The organism is Myxococcus xanthus (assembly GCF_013116825.1).
Lineage (GTDB): Bacteria > Myxococcota > Myxococcia > Myxococcales > Myxococcaceae > Myxococcus > Myxococcus xanthus_B.
The window spans coordinates 44,121-64,015 of sequence record NZ_JABFNS010000015.1; the positions used below are offsets into that span (position 1 = coordinate 44,121).

Annotated in this window: 13 protein-coding genes; 5 read left to right on the forward strand and 8 right to left on the reverse strand. The window is 68.6% G+C overall.

Features of this window, described 5'->3' with window-relative positions:
• The first annotated feature begins 355 nt into the window (after positions 1–355).
• Both HNV26_RS06465 and HNV26_RS06470 read left to right on the forward strand, forming a co-directional pair.
• On the forward strand, positions 356–3,991 hold the full coding sequence (locus HNV26_RS06465) for a serine/threonine-protein kinase (protein WP_171441045.1): 3,636 nt from the start codon (positions 356–358) through the stop codon (positions 3,989–3,991).
• Between the two features lie 551 nt (positions 3,992–4,542).
• Positions 4,543–5,244, forward strand: a complete 702-nt coding sequence (locus tag HNV26_RS06470; protein WP_171441046.1) for a hypothetical protein — start codon at positions 4,543–4,545, stop codon at positions 5,242–5,244.
• Between the two features lie 253 nt (positions 5,245–5,497).
• Here HNV26_RS06470 and HNV26_RS06475 read toward each other — a convergent pair whose 3' ends face one another.
• From HNV26_RS06475 to HNV26_RS06500, 7 genes are all read right to left on the reverse strand, one after another.
• The gene (locus HNV26_RS06475) at positions 5,498–5,710 is read right to left on the reverse strand and encodes a transposase (RefSeq protein WP_171441074.1); all 213 of its coding nucleotides are present in this window, start codon (positions 5,708–5,710) and stop codon (positions 5,498–5,500) included.
• Positions 5,695–5,961 carry a transposase gene (locus HNV26_RS38205; protein ID WP_253816296.1) on the reverse strand — a complete coding sequence of 89 codons (267 nt, stop codon included), beginning with the start codon at positions 5,959–5,961 and terminating at the stop codon, positions 5,695–5,697. Before HNV26_RS38205 ends, HNV26_RS06475 begins: the two co-directional genes overlap by 16 nt.
• Complete coding sequence (locus HNV26_RS06480) at positions 5,843–6,232, reverse strand: transposase (protein ID WP_171441047.1); 390 nt, start codon at positions 6,230–6,232, stop codon at positions 5,843–5,845. Before HNV26_RS06480 ends, HNV26_RS38205 begins: the two co-directional genes overlap by 119 nt.
• 119 nt (positions 6,233–6,351) lie before the next feature.
• On the reverse strand, positions 6,352–6,798 hold the full coding sequence (locus tag HNV26_RS06485; RefSeq protein ID WP_171441048.1) for a hypothetical protein: 447 nt from the start codon (positions 6,796–6,798) through the stop codon (positions 6,352–6,354).
• A 29-nt stretch (positions 6,799–6,827) separates the two neighbouring features.
• Positions 6,828–8,450: a sigma 54-interacting transcriptional regulator gene (locus HNV26_RS06490; RefSeq protein WP_171441049.1), complete on the reverse strand. Its 1,623-nt coding sequence runs from the start codon at positions 8,448–8,450 to the stop codon at positions 6,828–6,830.
• A 458-nt stretch (positions 8,451–8,908) separates the two neighbouring features.
• A complete protein-coding gene (locus HNV26_RS06495) occupies positions 8,909–9,631 on the reverse strand; it encodes an endonuclease III domain-containing protein (protein WP_171441050.1) in 723 nt (240 codons plus the stop codon).
• A gap of 129 nt (positions 9,632–9,760) precedes the next feature.
• Positions 9,761–10,267, reverse strand: coding sequence for a GNAT family N-acetyltransferase (locus HNV26_RS06500; protein WP_171441051.1), 507 nt, complete (start codon positions 10,265–10,267; stop codon positions 9,761–9,763).
• A 172-nt stretch (positions 10,268–10,439) separates the two neighbouring features.
• Here HNV26_RS06500 and HNV26_RS06505 point away from each other — a divergent pair, with 172 nt between their 5' ends.
• The 3 genes from HNV26_RS06505 to HNV26_RS06515 all read left to right on the forward strand — a co-directional run bounded on the left by HNV26_RS06505 (position 10,440) and on the right by HNV26_RS06515 (position 17,273).
• A complete protein-coding gene (locus tag HNV26_RS06505; RefSeq protein ID WP_171441052.1) occupies positions 10,440–15,899 on the forward strand; it encodes a ribonuclease E domain-containing protein in 5,460 nt (1,819 codons plus the stop codon).
• Positions 15,900–15,951: 52 nt separating this feature from the next.
• Positions 15,952–16,788 carry a CHAP domain-containing protein gene (locus HNV26_RS06510; protein WP_171441053.1) on the forward strand — a complete coding sequence of 279 codons (837 nt, stop codon included), beginning with the start codon at positions 15,952–15,954 and terminating at the stop codon, positions 16,786–16,788.
• 68 nt (positions 16,789–16,856) lie between these two features.
• Entirely contained in the window at positions 16,857–17,273 is a 417-nt protein-coding gene (locus tag HNV26_RS06515) for a hypothetical protein (RefSeq protein WP_253816290.1), read from the forward strand.
• Between the two features lies 1 nt (position 17,274).
• Here the strand turns inward: HNV26_RS06515 and HNV26_RS06520 are convergent, their stop codons facing one another.
• On the reverse strand, positions 17,275–19,818 hold the full coding sequence (locus HNV26_RS06520; RefSeq protein ID WP_436410030.1) for a protein kinase domain-containing protein: 2,544 nt from the start codon (positions 19,816–19,818) through the stop codon (positions 17,275–17,277).
• Between the last annotated feature and the right edge of the window lie 77 nt (positions 19,819–19,895).

The window sequence follows — 19,895 nt, forward strand, 5'->3', positions numbered from 1 at the left end:
CTGAAGAGGGGCGAGGGAGCGGCAATGCGTGGTGGAATCACCAGGCGCGAGTCTGTGTTTGCACCTCTCGTGCCCACTCGAGCTTCGCTTCCGAATCGGACTGCTCACGCTTCCATCAAGGGGCGTGGCGCGTCTCCGCCATCGCACGCGTTGGTAGGGTGATTGCGCCCCAGGGGAATGTCTCGACAGTCCGGCGACATGCCGGCGACATGCCGCGAGCACTCCTTGGCTCGAAGCGGAGCCCGTGTCTCTTCTGAGAAGAGACCTCGTGATATAGGAACGACCGGGGAGCGCGGGGCCCTTCAACTGAGACGGCCGCTGGCTTTGCGCGCCGCTCTCTTTGAGGTGCCCATCAATGAATCGTGACGATGAGACGGAGATCTGGCTCGCGATTGACGAGGGGATCCTGTCCCGCGAGGAGGCGGCGGACCTGCTTCAGGATGCGCGACGCCTGGGACGAAGCCCGCTGAAGTTGCTTCAGGAGCGGGGCCGGGTTTCGGAAGAGACACTTGCCTCTCTGATGCGGGAGAACCTTGTCCTGGAGGAGCGCCCGTCAGGTGAGCAGCCCTCTCCCGAGCAGACCGTTACGGTCGACCCGGTCCGGGCTGAACAGGCATTGGCCCCGGGGGACGCCGACGTCCCTGCTTTCCCGCTCCCCGGGTGGGAGCGATACCAACCCGTGCGGTTCCTGGGACAGGGCGGAATGGGTCGTGTGTTCCTGGCCTGGGATCCACGGCTGCGCCGACAGGTCGCCCTCAAGTTCGTCCGCGACGAGGAATCGCATACCCGCCGCTTCGTTTCCGAGGCCCGTGCCCAGGCCAAAGTGAAGCACGAGCGCGTATGCCAAGTGTATGAGGTGGGCCACGTCGGGGGGAAGGTCTTCATCGCCATGCAGTACATCGACGGCCAGTCGCTCAGCGCCCAGGTTCGCTCGCTCACCATCGAGCAGAAGGCACTGGTGATGCGCGAGGCTGCTCTGGGTGTTCATGCGGCCCACCGCGTCGGGCTCATCCACCGGGACATCAAGCCTTCCAACATCATGGTGGAGTCCTCCGACGACGGGACTCCCAGGCCCTATGTGATGGACTTCGGTCTTGCGCGTGAATGGAACGAGTCCGTCACGGCCAGCGGCGCTGTCTTGGGGACGCCGCACTACATGGCCCCGGAACAGGCTCGCGGAGAGGTGAGCGGGCTCGACCGCCGCGCGGATGTCTACAGCCTGGGGGCCACCCTCTACTTCCTCCTCACCGGCGAGGTCCCCATCCCTGGGGCCAATGGCCTGGAAGTGCTCAACAGCATCGCCACCGAGGAGCCGCGCGCGCCGCGCCTGCTTGCTCCAGGACTCCCGGCGGACCTGGAGGCCATTGCCCTCAAGTGTCTGGAGAAGGATCGCGACGCCCGTTACGACTCGGCGCGTGCGTTGGCGGATGACCTGGAGCGTTTCCTGGGCGGCGAGCCGGTGCTGGCACGCACGAGCTTCGCGTACTCCCTGCGCAAGCGCCTGCGCAAACACCGGCTCCTGGCCACGGTGGGCGCCGCCGCGCTGGTCACGGCGGGAGGGGCCCTCGGTTGGGGCATCCGGGCCCGCCAGGAGGCCGCCGAGCGTGAGCGAATCGTCCAGCGATTCACCGAGCTGGTGGAGGGCATCGAGTCCAGGGGCCGCTACTCCGCGCTCTCGCGGCTGCATGACATCCGGCAGGACCGCCGGGCACTCCAGGCCCAGATGGCCGAACTGGAGGCGGAGATCCAGCGCTCCGGTCCGCAGGCGCTGGGCCCTGGGCACCATGCGCTGGGGCGTGGCCACCTCGCGCTCGGAGACGAGGCGAAGGCCCTGGAGTTCTTGGAGTCCTCCTGGCGCAATGGTTTTCGCTCGCCCCGGGCCGCGTATGCGCTCGCGCTGGTGAGCGGGCGGCGCTATCAGCAGCAACTCCTGGAGGCGCAGCGGATCCGTGTGCCGGCGCTGCGGGAGGCCGCGACGCGTGAAGCGGAGCGCCTCTACCGGGATCCGGCGCTCGCGTGGTTCAAGCAGAGTGAAGGCGCTCAGGTGCCCTCGAGGGAATACGTGGCGGCGCTGGTCGCCTTCTACGAGGGCCGCTTCGATGACGCCCTGCTCCTGGCGGAGCGCGCTGCCAGCGAGCTGCCCTGGTTTCATGAGCTGCCCATGCTGCGCGGGGACGTCCATGCGGCACAGGCTTTCAAACGCTGGAACGGGGGAGACCCCGAGGGAGCCCGAGCGAGCTTCGAAGCCGGTCGCAAGGCCTACGCCGCCGCCATCGCCACCGCTGAAAGCGACCCCGCCGTCTACCGGTCCCTGGCCTTGCTCGAAAACGATGCGATGGTCATGGAGCTGTATGGCAGGGGGGATGTGATGCCTGCGTACCACCGTTCCCTGGACGCGCTCTCCCGTTGTCTCACCATTGCTCCGGACGACGCCCAGTGTCTGATTCGCATGGCGCGCGCGCACCACCGCCTGGCCGAGCACCGGCTCACCCATGGGGGCGATGGGGAGGAGCCTCTCGCGAAGGCGCTGGAGGCAGCGCGGCGTGCCCTCTTGGTGGAGCCCGGGCTTCCGGCGGCCACATTCAACCTGGCTCGGAGCACCTGGCTCCAAGCGCGCTATCAAATCGAGAGGGGCGAGGACCCACGCGCGCTGCTCGGAGAAGCCTCCGCGTTGTTCGCGAGCATCGGCGTGGCGCACCGGGACCGCGCCTACCACGGCGATTCAGGTCTCGTCTTCACGACGTGGGCGGACTACGAGGAGCAGCTCGGGAGGGATTCCGGGGGGAACAGGGACAAAGCCATCCGTGCCTACGAGGCGGCCATCGCCTTGGACAATCGTGTCCCCGAGGACTGGATCAACCTGGGGCGTGCGTTTTTTTCACGGGCTTCCCGTCCACTCAATGCGGAGGCGGAGCAGGACCTGCGGCGGGCGGCGGCGGCACTCGAGGAGGCTCGGGCCCTCAACCCCCAGCATATGGCGCTGTACTTCTATGCGGGGCAGGTCGACGAGCAGTTGGCTCGGCGGCGGGGTCGTCGCGGCGAGGATCCGCGACCCGTCCTGGCGCATGCATTGGAGCAGTATCAGCGTGGCATTGAAATCAACCGCCGGATCCCCAACTTCCATAACGGAATGGGCGTGGTGCACTTGCTGCGGGCCGAGGATTCCTGGAACCGGGGTGAGGATCCCCTGCCCGCGCTGGAGCAGGCTCGGACGTGCTTCGAACAGGCCATCGCTGTCGCGCCCGGACAGGGCTTTGCCTATGCGAACCTGGGCTCTCTCTTCGTCCGGCGCGCGCACTACCTGCTCGCGCTTGGCGAGTCGCCTCTTTCGAGCGTGCATGCGGCAAGGGAGGCACTGAGACAAGCCTCCGAGAGGATGCCGGGGGCCGTGTGGCTGCGGGTCCTCCTCGGCACGGTGCATGTCATCCAGGCCCGCATCGAGTCGGACCAAGGGCGAGACCCTGGGGCTGCCATCGCTCGCGCCCTGAAGGAACTCCACGCCGCGTTGGAGGTGAACTCCTTGGAGGCGGAGCCCTGGCTGCAGCTTGGCAAGGCGCAGGCCCTCCAGGCGCACTGGAGGGCACAGCGCGGGTCGTTCCAGCCCGAGGCCATGGAGGCAGCGGCGAAGTCCTTCGACAGGGCCCTCACGCTCTCTCCAGAGGACCCTGAATATCGCCTGGAGGCTGGCCGCTTCTACCGACGGTGGGCGGAACACCAGAAGCGCACGGGTCGTGAGAACGGCCCGCTCCTTTTGCGGGGCCTCGAACACGCCGAGCAAGCGCTGAAGCTCCGGCCCGACTGGGCTGCGGCCCGCGCCCTGCGGGCCGGTTTGAAGTTGGAGTGGGTTGAAGCCGAGCCCCCCGGGGACCTGTGCACCTGGAGGCGCGAAGCCCTGGATGAGCTGACCCAGGCGCTCACGCACAATTCAAACCTCTCCAACGAGTGGGGCGGTCCGCTCGCTGGCGCGCAGCGGCTTGCCGCATGCCCCTGAGCCCGTGCTTGCGTCGCCCTCCGCCACGTCCGCGGCTGCCTGGCGTGAGAATGAAACGTCGTGCCGCGAGCGTGGGGCGTACCTTGGGAGCGGTGGCTAGGGGCTGTCCCTGATTAACGCAGCCAGACCAACGATGAAAAATCGGGCCCCGAGCCGTCGACATGCCGCCGACATGCCGCTGTCCTGCTGGGGCTCTATGGAAACCAAGAGTTGAGGACGTTGCCCACGGCTTTCTCCTGCCCACGCAAAGGCGAGGTGGGGCGACTGCTGAAGGGGGTGCGCCACAGGGTGCTGCTGCTCCTGCTGGAATCGAGGATCGGCCGCAGGTTGTTGCCGTCGGGTCTTTCCGGGCAACTCCGTGCCGTCGGCAGCAGCCCTTCGAGGAGCGTTGGGAGGGCCAAGTGGGGTGGGCGAGCGGCTGGCACGAGGGATGCTTTGAACAGATGCAAGCCAACACCCTGTTGGCTTGTTCCCGAGGACTTCCATACATGCCGGCTCAAGTGCTCACGTCGTCCGATACCGATACCGATACCCCTTCGCATTCGCTCCCCGTGCCCAAGCCTAAGAGCCTGAATGAAATCCTGCCTGGGGCCTCGGCCGAGAGCGCGGTGATTACCGCTGATGTGTCGCTGTACTTCAAGACCGATGACAACTCCCACCGCTTCTCCAAGAAGTTGGAGACGGACCCCACCTGGATCTCCATCAAGGACCCGTTGTTCCAGGCGGGTAATGACGCCGCACACTACGCCCGCTTCATTCCGCCGCTGCCCCAGGAAATCAAGCTGGCCTACACGGCGCGCTGGCATCTGTTGCACAGCGCTACGGTCACGGGCCAGTCGACGTACACATACAAACTCAATTTCACCGAGGGCACGGAAAAGACGACCGCGGAGAGCTTCAGCGCTCAGCTGGGTGCCAGCTACGAAGGACTGTCCGCCACGCTCAGCCACACCCTCAGCACAAGCGTGACCGTCTCTACGTCCATGACGACGGAGCAGATGTTGTCGTTCGAGGTGCCTAAGAATGGGGTGACCGTGGTCGCCGTGTGGCAGCTCGTTCAGACGTTCCTGCTCGTGGACGAGGATGGCAAGCCGTTCACGTACCCCCCGGGCGGGATCTGGCGCATCACCGACAATGATGGGGACGGCAACCAGGCCAGTGTGTCCTTCCCGCTCAATGAGCGTGGAGTCAACATCAACACGATGACGCTCCGCTCCCCCATGGTCTACCTGGACAAAACTAATTTCTCCTAAACGACGGAGCGCGGTTCTCGCTCGGCCTGGAGAGTAGGCAGGCTCCAGCGGAGCGGGGAAGGGGCAGGGACTCGCTCCGTTCGGCCTTGTGTGCGCAAGAACCGGAGGAAGAAGCGAGCCCTGCCTCAGGGAGGTCAACAGCTCCGCCTGTGCAGCCGTGACCGCAGGCGCCTTGGGCCTGCTCCGGTTGAAACAGCGGAACCTGTCAACGTGAATGAGACAGTGAAACTGAGAGATTAGGGGCTGTCCCTGATCAACGCAGCCAGAGAAGCATGGATGCGACATGCAGGACGGCGAGGTAGCAGGTCGCCGTCTTGTCGTAACGGGTGGCGGCGGCGCGAAAGCGCTTGAGGTCGTGGAAGAAGCACTCCACCCGGTAGCGAAGCCGGTAGAGGGTTCGGTCCAGAGGTGGCGGCTGCTTGCGGCTGGGATGGGGATGGATGACAGGCGTTATCCCCAGCGCCAGGCGTTGGCGCGAATGCGCTCGGCGTCGTAGCCCGTATCCGCGATGAAGGAGTCGCCTTCGGCATGCGCCAACAGTTCCTCCGCCATCGTGGACTCGTGCTGCTGGCCGGGCGCCAGCGCGAGGTGGAGCGGCTTACCGCCCGTCGTTGTGACGGCGTGAACCTTCGGTGAAAAAGAACGTCCCAGGGCATTGCGTCGGCCCGCCTTTTCCGCCCGAGGCGTCCTGATGCGCCCGGACGACGGATGCGTCAGCGAGGGAGCCGAGCTCATCCACGTCGAGTCGCAGCGCTTTGAAGATGGCTTCCCAGCGCCCGGTCTTCGCCCAGCGGTGGCAGCGGTTGTAGACGGTCTTCCAGTGGCCGAACCTCTCGGGCAGGTCCCTCCTCTGCACACCCGTCTTCACGTGCCAGATGACGGCGTTGATGAAGTCGCGGTCCCCACGCTTCGAGGGCGGGCCGCTGCGGGAGCCCAGCAGGGGCTCGATGCTGCTCCACTCGGCATCGCTCAGCTCATGTCGGCGCACACCCAGTGTTGATCATGCCTGACGCTGGCTGGCAACCTCCTGATGCCCCCGAAGCCGGGTCCAACCCTGATGTTCGACCCGGTAGGTTGAATTTTCGGACCGGAGATCAGGGACAGCCCCTAGACCAGAGAGGGAAGTTCTGAGCCAGGACCGCCTGATACTTCGATTTTCCCGGAGGATGTGGGGGGTTCCCCTATCGGAGAGCGGTTCTCCACCCTGTCTCTCAGAGGGTACTCGGGGGGCACGGTTTCCACGAGTCTGACGACATAGTTGCGTATGAATTTATCTGGGGAGGCAGGGGTCTTGGTTTTGTCTATCTGAGGAATGACTTCGCGTTCGTATGTGTTTGTTTCTTCGGTGAAGGCGAAGACGTGGGTGGGATCATTGATTGTCAGGATGCAGGCATCGGGGTCGGTATCGCAGAAGGTGATTGTTGGAGTTAGCTTGCAGTTGGGAGGGAGTGTTATTGTGAAGGTTATTCTGGTGCCGCTTGAGACCGTGATTGTCTCTGGGTCTGGTGTGTGGTTTTCCTCGTTGAATTTGATTGTGATGGTATTGGATTTCATGGTCGTCTCCTGGTCTGCCATTGAGGCGTTCAGGACTCCTTCGAATACAGCCCCAGTTCCTTGACACGCCGGTTCAGGGCCCGCTTGGACACCTCCAGGCGCTGCGCCATCTCATCCAGGTTGCCCTGGCACGCGTGGAAGGCGTGGGTGAGCTCCTCCACGCTCAGGTCTCCAGCCAGCCGGATGTTGGGGCTGCGCTCGATGAGATCATAGATGGAGGAGCGGGCGATCTCCAGGTGGTGGGCGGCCTTCTTGACGTCCCAGTCGTGCGCACGCAATGCCATGAGGAGTTCCTGTTCGCCCACGTCCGTGGACTTGCGACGGGCCGCAACCTCACGCTTCGGGGGGACGGCGGAGGCGGAGGGCCGGGCCGGCGGCGCCAGGTCGAGCCTCAACTCCTGGGCGAGGCGTGCATCAAGCTCCAGGCAGGGCTGACCCCTGCTGCCGATGACGAGCTGTCGGGCGACGTTCCGGAGCTGACGGACGTTACCCGGCCAGGGATGCACCAGGAGCTGCGCCGCCAGGTCTGATGGCATCCAAGGTAGTGCATGAGGGTCTCTCGCGGCGAGGTGGTGAGCCTCTCCGAGCGCGTCCAACTCCTGGCGGGCGAAGTGGAGGAACAGTAGAGCGATGTCCTCCCGGCGCTCGCGGAGAGGGGCAAGCCGGAGCTCATAGCCGGCCAGCCGGTGGAGGAGGGGAGACCGGAAGCGCCCCTCGGCGATCTGCGCTTCCAGGTCCGCATCCGTGGCCGCGATGAGGCGGATGTTCGTCGCCACGGGCTTGCTGGCCCCCACCGGGTACAGCTCCCCCGTCTCCAACACTCGGAGGAGCATGACCTGTACGTCGGATGAGGCCTCTCCCACCTCGTCGAGGAAGAGCGTGCCGCCCTCCGCGGCTTGGAAGAGGCCCTTACGGTCGCGTTGGGCACCGGTGAAGGCTCCCTGGACGCTGCCGAAGAGTTCCGCCGCGGCCAGTTCCTTCGGGAGGGCGCCCAGGTTGACACTGACGAAGGGACCTCGGCGCTGGCTCCGCTCGTGGAGGGCCTGGGCGACCAGTTCCTTGCCAGTGCCGGTTTCGCCCCGGATGAGGACGGGCACATCCAGGTCGGCGACGCGCTCGATGTGTCGGCGCAGGGCATGGATGGCGGCGCTTTCGCCCACCATTCCCAGGGCGGATGGTGCGTTTGATTCAGGGGGAGAGGCCAGGTGCAGCAGCACCCCCGTCCGCCTGGAGAACTCCAGCGGGACTCCTCGTTCAAGCTCCGTGTGACCGAATTCGCGGGCCCCGTGAAGTGGCTCACCCGCTGACGTGCATCGTCCCACTTCGCCCAGGACGACGTGGAGGCCTGCTCCCGCGGGGACGAACAGGATCGACTTGCGGCTCATGAAGGGGTCGCCCAGGGGCAGGCCCAGCGGCTCGCCCGGGCGGCAGAAGTCCGGGGCATTGCGGGAGAGCGGGACCTCCCGGCCGGCGAGGAGTCCGTGCAGCAGCAACCTCTCCCCGAGGCGGGTGACGGTGGTGTGCGAGATGAGCGTCAACGCTGGAATCGGGCGCGCGGACGGGCGCTGCCCGTACGGAACCGACTCGGAGGCCGTGGACACGTCCGAGGTCCTCGCGGGCGCACGGGGAGGGGGGACGCTGGGACGGGACATCCGTGTGAATTTATCTCAATGCTCAATGAATTGCACCCGCAAGGGCTCAAGTGCTGAGGTCGTCCAATACCCTGTCACCTGTGACTATCCAAAATTCGCTCGCTGCGTCATGAGCGCGTCGAGGCGAGCAAGCGAGCCGTGCACGAGGCCAGAAGTCTCCAAGCCATCCGGGGTAGATCTCTGCCTATTACGGCCACCACCACTGTCGAGGTGGCGCACTCCAGCGCCTTGGCTGCGGCGCGACACGCGGAACCTGTCAACGCGAGTGAGACAGTGCGTTCGAGAGATGACTGCGCGGGTTCGCTTTTCCAAACGACGATTGGCGGTGTCTTCGGCATGGGGGCACCGCGGGGGAATCGCTCAGGGGGAGCGGCGTAGGCCGCGGCGAGCACCGCAGCGCGGGCCGCTTGGCGGCTGGCCCGCCGGGCGACGCAGCTCGTGGGGCAGGACCGGTAGCGTCAGCGCGCGTCCCTCACGCCGACCTGCCGGCAGAAGCTCAGCACCGGGCATGTGGAGCACTTCGGCCGCGTGCCCGTGCAGACGTGCTTGCCGAAGGGCACCAGCAGCCGGTTGAGCTCCACCCACCAGGCGCGCGGGAGCACGGCCTCCAGCGCCTCCATGGTGGCCTCCGGCGTGCGCGCCTGCACATAGCCCCAGCGGTTCGTCACCCGATGGACGTGGATGTCCACGCTGATGGCTTCGTGCCCGCAGGCAATGCCCAGCGCCAGATGCGCGCACTTGGGGCCCACGCCCTTGAAGGACTGGAGCACCTGGGCATCACACGGCAGCGCGCCTCCGAGTTCATCCCGCGTCCGCGTGGCGATGGCGTGAAGCTGCCAGGCCTTCGCTTCGTGGAAGGTGACGGGCTGGATGAGGGCGTCGATGTCTTCTGGCGACATGCGCGCCAGGGCCGCCGGCGTGGAGGCGCGCTGGAGCAGGGCGAGCGAGACGGGCAGGCTCACCTCGTCGCGGGTGCGGATGGAGAGGACGCAGGCGACGAGCTGCTCGAAGAGCGTGTCATGTCCTCGGGCCGCGAGCGCGAACATCGCCGCGTCCGCGAAGTGGCGCACCGCCTCTCGGATGCGGCCGAGCACCTCGTCGATGTCGAAGGGCTCCTTGTCCGGCCGGGGCGGTGGTTCCACGACGCGGCCGGGCTTCATGGGCGCCCGCCGCTCAGGCATGGCGCGCGCCTTCCGCGGGATGGATGCTCGTCATGTGCTGCCTCCCGCCCCAAACCTGGGGACGCGGGCGCGACGAGGCCCTGGGCCGTACGAAGGGCCGCTGGCAGGGCAGGGGGCCGCCCGTCTTCGTCAGTCGAGCGGCTTCGACAAATCCCGGGCGTACCAGTGGTCGCAGCCGAAGTGGCCCGTGCTGCCCATGGGCGCGCACAGGGGTTCGAAGCCCATGCGGCGGTAGAGCTTCTGGGCCTGCTGCATTCCCGCCAGCGTCTCCAGGTAGCAGCGCTGGAAGCCCGCTTCACGCGCGAACTCCAGGCAGCGTCGGAGCAGGCGCTCGCCCTGGCCGAGGCCTCGGGCTTCGGGGAGGAAGTACATCTTCCGCAGCTCGCAGACGCCCGCGTCTCCTCCTTCAAGTGGGGCGATTCCACCGCCGCCGATGACACGCCCCGCCCGCTCCACGACGAAGTAGGCGGTCCGGGGCCGGGCGTAGGCGGCGGTCATCGCCGACACTTCGGGGTCGTGGATGGCGAAGCCAGGGCCGTCCGCGCCGAACTCCGGCATCACGGTTCGGATGATGCCGGCAACGGCCGTGTCATCCCTCGATTCGATGCGTCGCAGCGTCAGCTCTTCCGTGCTCATGCGCGCAACGTTTCATAGCCGGGGCTGAGGTGCCAGCGGCGGCAAGGCGGCCGCCCGCTGCGTTGACGCTCACGCACGGGTTGTGCAGCCGGATGCACAGATGCCACGGGTGTGATGCAGCGTGTACGCGTTCCCCTTCGTCTGGGGGTGCCTGTACGCGACAGCCTCTTGGATGGCATGTTCGTTGTATCGAGGGGGATGTATGTACTGCGCTGACTGCCGCGAAGAGCGGCGTGGCAAGGACTTGTGGTGCGCGCTGTGTGGCGCTCGGATGACGGGGCGCTCGCGTGAGGTCATCGAAGCCGAGCTCACGCACGTTCAATTCCTGCTCGATGAGCTGACGCGGTGGGAGTCGTCCGAGGTTCCGCCCAGCGTCCGGCGCTTCATCTCGGAGCGGTATGAGCGGCAGGCTCGCATCCTCCTCGCGGTCTTGACGGAGCTGCCTCCAGCGGGCTCCGCGGAGGCGGCCTCGGTGCAACCGGAGGTCGAGGTGACTCCGGCCGTGGAGGCTCCGGGGCTCGCCGAGGAGCCGCGCCAGGCCGAAGCGTCTGCTCCGTCGGAGCCGGAGGACGTCGCGGCGCCGTCGCCCCCGTCCGCGCCGGAGGCCGATGCCGGAGTGGACGCGGCGCCCGAGGCTGTGCCGTCGGATGAGCCGCTTCCCGAGGCCCCGCCTGTCTGGATGCCGCTGCCTGCGAACCCGGCGGAGCCCTACGCGGAGCCGCCGCCGGCGCGAAGCCTCACCGCGCGCCTCGTCGAGGAGACCTCCACCTGGAACCGCGTGTGGAGGCCGTTCCTCTACGAAAGCCTCATGTGGTTCGTCGGGGCCTTCCTCATCCTCTCCAGTGCCCTCTACCTCGTGTTCGAGAGTTGGGTGGGGATGTCGTCTGGCTTCCGCTCGCTCACGGTGTTCGGGCTGACGGCGGGTTGCTCCGCGGGCTTCACCGGTTGGGGCGCGTACCTCGCCAGGCGCGAGGCGTTACGCAAGCCTGGGTACATCCTGGGGCTCATCGGTACGGCCGTGGCGCCGCTCGCTGGTATCGCACTGGGGCCCATGGGCTTGGGGGACGTCTTCCAACTGGGAGGCGTCGGCACGGTGTGGCTCATCCCCGCGCTGCTGGCATGGGCGGGAGTGGCGGCCTTCCTGGCGCGCAAGCCGCTGGAGGCCTTCGATTCCACGTCCCGTCCCTTCATCCAACTGGCGCTCGTGGCCAGTACCTTGATGATGGGGTTGGCGCCGCTCGCCGCGGGGCTGGGCATCCATGCGCTGTGGCTCAACGTCCTGCCGTGCGCGCTCTTCTTCCTCTTGTCCTCGCGTCCGCCGCCAGCGCCGCGTGAGGGCACCGCGCTCGCATTCGTCCTCGCCGCGCCGCTGTACCTGCTGCTGCTCTATTTCACGCGCCTGCACGTCGCATTGGCGGGCGCGGACGTGGCGGTCTCCGTTGGCACCTATGCCCCGTTCGGCGCCTTTCTCCTGGCCACCGCGTTGCGCTTCCGCACCCTGGACGCCGAGCGGGGCGCGGATTCGCTGTCCATTGGCGTGGTGTCACTCCAGGCCACCTGCCTCATCGTCGCGGCGCTGGCGCCGGCGCCGGCGCTCTTCGTCACGGCGGCGGTCATCTCGTGGACGTTGCTGTCGCTGTCGCGCGGCGGCGTCGCCCGCATCCGGTGGGTCTACGCGGCCTATGCGAGCACGTACTTCGCCTATGCCTCCTTCTCCCAGCTCATCCCCGGGCCGGTGCGGCGCATCATCAACGCGGTGAAGGCCTGGCTCGGTTACGTCACCGAGCCGCTGCCCCTTCAATTCGGAGCGCTATCCGCGCTGCCCTTCATCTTCGCGGGCGCGTTGCTCGCCGTGTCGCGGCTGTGGCGAGGCCAGCGTACGGGCAATGCACGGGACCTCGCGCTGGCGGAGGTACTGCTGCGCGCCACCGCGGTGGCGAGCCCGCTCTTCGTCTTCTTTGGCCTGTCGGGACCGGACGCTCGGCCCTCCTTCTGGAGCGCGCTGGCGCTGGCGGTGCTGTGTCTCGTCCTGGGCCTGCTGGTGGAGCGCTTCTTCCTGACGGTGGTGGGGGCGGGGCTGTCGCTGTTCCTTCCCTTCCAGGCCTACGCCGTCCTGGGGGCGTCCGGCGGCGCGGTCGCGTCGGGGGCGCTGGCCCTCGTGCTCGCCTCGGTGAGCATGCTGTGCACCGCGCGCACGCGCGGGCTGCTGGGCGCTGTCGTGGGCGTGGTGGCCACGGTGGGGTTCCTCATGGGCCTGATTGCCGGTGACGGCTTCACGGCGGTGACGGGCGTGGCCCTGTGTGGCGCCGCCGCGGTGCTCGTCGCCTGGGTGCTCCAGCGCGCCTCGCTCATGGCGCTGGCGTCAGTGCTGGCGGCGGCCACGCTTCCGCGCCTGGCGGGAGAGCTTTCGTCCACGGCGGTGGCGCCCACGCTCGCGGCGGTGGCGCTCGGGCTCTCGTTGCTGGGGATGCGGAGTGGGCTGACGCGGTGGCTGGGCCTGCCGGGCGTCTTCTACGCGGTGCTCGCGATTCCCTGGGGCGTGCTGGCCCAGGCGCCGGGGCTGGCCGGCATCATCCTGGTGTCCGCGGGCGCGGTGGCCTTGGCGTCGCGGACGTTCCCGGTGGTGCGTCCCCTCGCGGTGCTCATGTCGGCCCTGGCGCTGGTGCGCGACATCCCGGGGCTCTATTCGCCATGGGGTGGATGGATGTCGCCGGGCCTGTCCGTGGCGCTGTTCTGCTGCTGGGCCCTGGGGGCTTCCGTCGCCGCGGCCCGGTGGGGTCGAGGCATCAGCGCGACGGTCGCTGGGCTCATCGCGCTCGTCTTCCCGCTGACGGCCCTGCTGGGCGCGCGTTCGTCGGAGCAGGCGCCCCTTTTGCTGGGGGCAGCGCTCGCGGCGTTGCTCACCGCGCGCGTACTGCCCGCGGGGCTGAGTGTCGCCGTGGCCGCGCTCTATGCGCTCACCGCGACGTCCAGTTTCGGCGCCGTGCCGTTGCTGTTCCTCGCCGGGGTGTTGAGTCTCCTGGCCGTGCTGGAGGAGGTCCCCGCGGTCTTGCGCGTGGGGGCGGGCGGTCACCGCTTCGCCCTGGCGGCGACGTTGTCCGCCGCCGTGGTGCTGGGCGTCGCGGTCGTGAGGTGGGACGACGCGGGGTTGCCGTTGCTGCTCGTGGGCACCTGCGTGCTGCCCTTGCTCTGGACGCGAGCCAGTCGTCAGCCGTTCTTCGCGTCGCTCGCGGTCCCGTATTCCTTCGTGGGCATCGTGGTGGTGGGAGGCGAGCTGCCCTCGTGGGTTCAGGCGCTTCCGCTGCTGGGCCTGGCGCTGGTGCGTGTCGTGGCGCACGTCCCCGCCGCGGCATCGCTGCTGCTGCGCTCGCGTGAGGAGGCGCCTCGCCAGGCGCTGTCATCGTGGATGCAGGGATGGCTCGCCGTGGTGGCCCTGCCCGTGCTCGTCGTCGCGCTCAGGCCGTACCATGTCCCCACGTCGCTCTATGTGCTGTTGGCGTCCCTGGCGCTGATGCCCGGGCCGCGTCCCTCCTTGCGCGTGTGCGGCTCCGCGCTGGCCCTCCTCTTCTTCCTGGAGGCACGTCCCATCGCCATCGGCCTGTTGCTCGCGCTGGCCATCGTGGAGAGTCATGGGCCCGCTCGCGTGTGGGCGTTCTTCCGGAGCGCGCCGGACATGGCGCTGCGGCCCGGCGCCGTCGTCACCGCGCTCATCCTCGCGGTGCTGCCCACCCTCTATTCGCCCACGCCGACTCATCTGGCCACGCTGGCGGGCGTGTTGGCGCTGGCAGCGTTCCTGCTGTCCCAGCGGTGGCTGCTGGCTCCCGCCATCTGGGCGCTGGCGTTGGCGCCCATGGGCGCGGTCGGAGTGGACGAGTTGTTCGAGCGAGGGCTCGACGCGGGCCTGTCCGTCATCGCCGTGGTGCTGGGCGCGGCCGTGGCGTCCGCCGTGCTCCAGTCGGGACGCCTCCAGCGCGCGCTCACCCAGGCCTTCGCGAAGGTGTTGCCTCCGCTGGAGGACACCTGGAGCGAGCCGCTGTGGGTGGGCAGCGCCGGTGCGTTGGGCGCGCTGCTGCTGGAGCGCCTGCTCCTGTCGGGCCCTGGCTCACTGCCCCTGCCGGTGGCGGTGGGCGCCGCGGTGACGGCGTGTGTATTGATGGTGGCGAGGGAGCCGTGGATGGCCAACGCGGCCACCGCGTTGCTGGGCGCCTCGCTCGTCGTCGCCGTGGACCCGCTGTGGGTGCCCGCTGTCGTCAGTGGAACAGGGCTGGCGTTGTGCCTCATCGGGTCGCTCGTGGACGCTCGCGGTGTGCGCGTGGGCGCCTCGCTGCACCATGGCGGCTGGGTGCTGGCGCTGCTGTCGCTCGCGGGCTTGCGCGAACTGGAGCACGTGGGCACCCCGCTGACGTTCCTGTTCGGCGTGGGCGCGGCGTGGGCCGTGGTGTGGCGGCGTCGCGAGCGCGAGGTGGTGGGGTGGCTGGCCTCGCTCGCCGCCGTGCACGGATGGCTGCTGTATCTGGGCGCGGTGTACTCCAGCGGTCGGGGTGCGGCGTTCATCCTTCCGTACCTCGGTGCGGCCAGCGCGCTGTTGGCGGCCCTCTCGCTCTTCGTGGCCAGCGAGTCGCGGCGCCGGAGCGTGGGGCACGGCTTCGCCGGGGTGGCGCTCTTCGAGGTGATGGCGGGGCTGGCGCTCGTGGACACGTCGCTGGGCGCGCTCCGCGAGGGGCTGGTGGCGAGCGTGGCGCTGGGCGTGCTGCTCTTCGCCCTGGTCCGCCGCGCGGCCACGGAGAAGGAAGAGGCGTCCGCCTACATGGCGCAGGTGGTGCTCGCGCTGGGCTATCTCTCCGTCCGCATGCTGGGAATGGGGGCGCACCCGGGCCCCGGCGACAGCCTGGCGGCCCTGGTGGGCGGTGCGCTGTTCACCGGCCTCTACTTCTTCGTGCAGCGCGAGGGCTCCTCCCTGGCGTGTTTCCGGCGGCCCGCCTTGTTGGGTGCATATCTCTTCCCGTTGGCGGGGCTGCTCTCCGCTCCATGGAGCGAGCCCCTTCACGGGGCGGCGTTGATGGTGGGGTATGCCGCTCACTTCGCCGCGCTGGCCACGCACCCGCGGCACCGGGGCCTGGCGTCGCTGACGTCGGTGGTGGCGTTCAACGCGGCGCTGCTGCTGGTGTGGCAGGGGACGGGCGCGGGGGAGGCGCAGTTCTATGTCATCCCCGCGGGGCTCTCCCTGCTCGCGTTGCTGCGCGTGTTCCGCGAGGCCATCGAGGTGGAGACCTATGCCCGGTTACGTGCGCTGGCCGTCACCGCCATCTACGTGGCGGGTGCCTGGAAGCCGCTCATGTTCAATGATGGCGCTTCGATGCTCCTGTGCGTCACACTCTGCGTCGTGGGCGTGGCGTGTGGCATCGCGCTGCGCATCCGCTCCTACGTGTATCTGGGTACGGCGTTCCTGGTGACGTGCATCGTCGCCAACCTGGTGCGCTTCGGCATGCGGGACCACCGGATTGCCGCGGCCTCATTGTTCGTCCTTGGACTGATGGTCATTGGTTCCATGGTGATGCTCAGTGCGCACCGCGCGGCGCTGCTCCAGAGGTATGCACGGGTGCGAGCCATGCTCGCGACCTGGGAGGGCTGACACCGGGAGTTCTTGGCGGACGGCCTGGGAGGTGGTCTTGAATGCGCCCCTCATGTCGCTCCGCCTTCCACTCCTTGCCGTCTTCCCCCTCAGCGTGCTCGTGGGGTGTGCCACCGTGAAGCCGCGCCCCACCGCGCCCGTTGCCACGACGGAGGCGGTGACGGTGGCCGCGCCAGGAGGACTCGCGCAGCCGGTGCCGGTCACGGCGGTGGAGCTGGGGGCCGCCGAAGTGGCGCCCACGGTGGCGGCGACGCAGTGGGTGAGCGCGGGGGTGCTGGAGGCCACGCTGCGGGCGGCCGAGCAGGTGACGGGGCCCGCCAGCACCACCGGCCGGTTCTGGGACGTGGTGCTCGCGCCCACGCAGATGTCGCGCTCCATCGTCCAGCGCTCCCTCCAACTCGTGGGCATGCGCAGCCTGCGCCGAGTCAGCCGCGGCGTTCCGGATGACTGCTCCGGCTTCGTGCGCCTGGCGTACCGCTCCGCTGGCATCGACCTGGTGGCGCACGGCTTCCGCGCGGGAGAGAACGCCGTCTCCGCCATCTTCCGCCGCGCGGTGGATGTCGGCTCTGTCCACCACCAGCCGCCGCGTCCCGGAGACCTCGTCTTCTTCCGTGAGACGTATGACCGCAACCGCGATGGCCGCCGCAACGATGGGATGACACACATTGGCGTGGTGGAGGCCGTGGATGCCCATGGCACCGTCACCTTCATCCACCGGGGCGGCAAGGGCGTCGCGCGAGGCCGGCTGAACCTGTCCTTCCCGTCGAGGCACCAACTGGAGCAGGGCGGGCCCGTGGTCAACGACTACATCCGCCCCGCAGCGAAGGGCTCGCGGGCCTATCTCGCCGGTGAGCTGTTCGCGGCCTTCGCGTCGCCTGAGGGGCTGTAACTTTCCAGTACCCGGCTCATACCCTGAGTTGCTTTGAAGATGTGCCGCGCTGATGCGTCATGGGTGGCATGCGACTCGCCCTTGTCATTGGCTGTCTGCTGCTCGCTTCGGGTTGTGTCCTGCACACCCGCTCACCTCATCCACATCCACCGCCTCCTCCGCACCGTCCGGTGGCGATGACGTACAAGGAAGCGGTGAACCTGGGCTTCAACCAATGCCGCTCACGTGGCTATGAGTGCCGCCTGAAGGACGCGGACCGCAAGGGGCGGGACGTGTGGCGGGTGAAGTTCCATGCCTTCACGCGGGGGGCGAGGGGCCACCTGCACCTGGACTTCGATGCGTACTCGCGCAGCCTCCTGCGGGTGGATGACAAGGTGAAGGCCCGCCGACATGACTGGGACGACGACGATGATGATGACGACGATGACGACCGGCGCGGACGCGGGCGCGGCAAGAAGAAGGGGCACGCGCGGCGGGATGACTGAGTCAGTCGCTCTTCTGCTTGAGTGACTTGATGGCGGTCGCCGCTGCTTCGTGACCGCAGTCCTTGCTGCCCAGGAGGCCCTTCGCCTTGGGGAGCGAGGTGACGCGCTCCAGCGCGGGGATGGCATCCGCGTCACCCAGGCCCGCGAGACGGTTGGCGGCCTGGGTGCGGATGTCGCAGTCCGGGGAGTTCAGCGCCTCGCTATAGGCGCGAACCAGGTTCACCCCGTCCGCGGCCTTCACAAACTCCAGGTAGCGCAGCGCGCCCCACTGGCGCAGGGAGTACGCCTCCTCGGCCAGGTCCTCGTAGTGGGTGCGCAAGTGGTCCTTCGGGAGCCGGGCCAGGGTATTCCCCAGGACGGTGAGAGGCTCCTTGCCGTAGTCCTCCGCCAGGCCGTCGAGGATGAGCGGCTCCACGTCCTCGAGCTCCTCCTCCTTCAAGTGGTTGAGCGCGGTCCGTTCGCTGATGTGGTGCCCCTTGGCATGGTGCGCCGCCACACGCGCGCGCCTCAGCGAGGGCAGTTCCTTCTCCTCGTCGGTGGCGGCGTCCATCAGCGCCAGGGCTTCGTCCAGCTTCCCATCCTCCAGCAGCGCGAAGGCCCGGGTGCCGGCGTCGTTGCGCTGGCTCAGCCACGCGGCGCCAGCGCCCAGGAGCACCACCGCGCCGGCGACCAGCGCCGCCTCGCGCCGCCGCTGACGCAGCAGCTCTCCCAGGCCGGTGGGCAGCTTCACGGCCTGGAGCTTCGCCAGCAGGGGCGCGAGCGCGTTGCCCCGGCTGCCTTGCGAGGCGAAGCGGTCTCCAAAGGGCGGGCCCTCCGCGGCGCGCTGGCAGCGGTAGAGCTGGAGTTGCTCGTCGCGGCCGGGGAGGGTGATGGCGCCGCAGGGCTCGGCGGTGACCTCCGCGCGGTTGCGCGCCAGGTTCACCGCTTCGGTGAAGGTGACCTCACCCGCGCTGGCGACATGCTCCACGGCCTCGATGACCTCCATGGGCTCGCCCAGCACGGAGTCCTGCGTGGCGAGCACCTCGCCCGCGTGCAGGCAGACGCGCACGTTGAGGCGGTCCACTTCCGGCACCGCCTGGTTGTGGCGCCACAGCCGGTCCTGCATGGCCATGCCACACAGCACGCCCGCGGTGGGGGAGCGGAACACCACCAGCAACGCGTCCCCGCGCTTCTGGACCAGCCGCCCGTCGTGCTCCTTCACCAGGGGCATCAGCAGCTTGTCGTGCGTCTCCAGCATCCGCGCGTTCTCTTCGTGCGTCTGCCGGCTGGTGCGCTCGGTGAAGCCCTGGATGTCGGTGAGCATCACCGTGAGGTTCTGCGGCTTCACCAGCGGCGCGTTGCCGCCCGTCACCGCGGCCACTCCGCCGGAGGACTTCAGTCCGAAGGACGCCGTCCCCGTGTGCTGGGCGGCCGCCGGCAGGGCGCTCGAGGCCGAGCCGCCGCTGGAGGCCACGCCGAACGCGGCGGTACCACTGCTCGCCTGCGGCGCCGGAGCGGCTCCCGCGAAGGCCGCCGTGCCCGTGGGGCCCGGACTGCTGCCCGTGGCACTCCCGATGCCGAACACCGCCGTGCCCGAGGAGGGCGTGGCGCCACTTCCCGGCTGCGGGACGTAGGCAGGGGTGCCCAGGCCGGGCGTGAAGGCGGAGAGGGCGGAGTGCGCCGCGGCCAGCGCGTCGGCCAGTTCGTGCGCGCTCTGGGGGCGCTTGCTCGCGTCCTTCTCCAGCAGGCGCATCACCAGCGACAGCAGGCCCACATAGCGCGACAGCGCGGGAGCCGCGCGGTCCAGGGGCAGCGGCGCGGCGGAGGCGTGCTGCGACAGGAAGTTTCGCGGCAGGGGCCCGTCGAAGGGGAGCCGCCCGGACAGCACGCGGTAGGTCAGCACGCCGAACGAGTACAGGTCGCTGCGCGTGTCCACCTTCGCGCCCACGGCCTGCTCCGGCGACAGGTACTCCGGCGTGCCCAGCACCACGCCAATCTGGCTGACGCTGCTGGCGGCGTCCGGCTCCACCAACCGGGCGATGCCGAAGTCCAGGAGCCGGGCCTGCTCGCCCCGGGCGCTCTTGGAGATGAAGACGTTCTCCGGCTTCAGGTCGCGGTGGATGATGCCCTTGTCGTGGATGGCGGCCAGGCCCTCCGCCAACTGCTGGAGCAGGGGCAGCGCGCGGCCCGGGGGCATGGGGCCCGGCGTGAGCACGTCGTACAGGCTCTCACCTTCGACGAACTCCATGACCAGGCAGGCGTGGTCGCCGGATTCGCCGAAGTCGACGATGCGCACCACGGCCGGGTGCTCCACGGCGGAGAGGAGGCGCGCCTCGCGCTTGAAGCGCTCCGCCATGCCGGCCTGGGCGTGGAGGTCATGGTGCAGGACCTTGATGGCCACCTTGCGGCCCAGGGAGACCTGTTCGCCAAGGTAGACCTCACCCATTCCGCCCGAGCCCAGCGGACGGAGAACCCGGAAGCGACCGTCGAGGACAAGGGAGTCGGGGGCCAGCACGCGGGGCGCATCTTGGCCGACTTCGGTCCAGCGTGCAGCCGGTTCCTTCACCCAGGATTCGGGGAGCCATCACGTCCCGTTGCTTGCCCCACAAGCGGGGGTTTGCCAGAAATTTCGAGGGCTTGGAC

Excerpts from the sequence above, each read along its gene's own strand:
- HNV26_RS06500 (WP_171441051.1), bottom strand. The coding sequence starts at position 10,267 with ATGAGCACGGAAGAGCTGACGCTGCGACGCATCGAATCGAGGGATGAC.
- HNV26_RS06490 (WP_171441049.1), bottom strand. The coding sequence starts at position 8,450 with ATGTCCCGTCCCAGCGTCCCCCCTCCCCGTGCGCCCGCGAGGACCTCG.
- HNV26_RS06510 (WP_171441053.1), top strand. The coding sequence starts at position 15,952 with ATGTCGCTCCGCCTTCCACTCCTTGCCGTCTTCCCCCTCAGCGTGCTC.
- HNV26_RS06465 (WP_171441045.1), top strand. The coding sequence starts at position 356 with ATGAATCGTGACGATGAGACGGAGATCTGGCTCGCGATTGACGAGGGG.
- HNV26_RS06505 (WP_171441052.1), top strand. The coding sequence starts at position 10,440 with ATGGCATGTTCGTTGTATCGAGGGGGATGTATGTACTGCGCTGACTGC.
- HNV26_RS06515 (WP_253816290.1), top strand. The coding sequence starts at position 16,857 with ATGCGACTCGCCCTTGTCATTGGCTGTCTGCTGCTCGCTTCGGGTTGT.
- HNV26_RS06495 (WP_171441050.1), bottom strand. The coding sequence starts at position 9,631 with ATGCCTGAGCGGCGGGCGCCCATGAAGCCCGGCCGCGTCGTGGAACCA.
- HNV26_RS06485 (WP_171441048.1), bottom strand. The coding sequence starts at position 6,798 with ATGAAATCCAATACCATCACAATCAAATTCAACGAGGAAAACCACACA.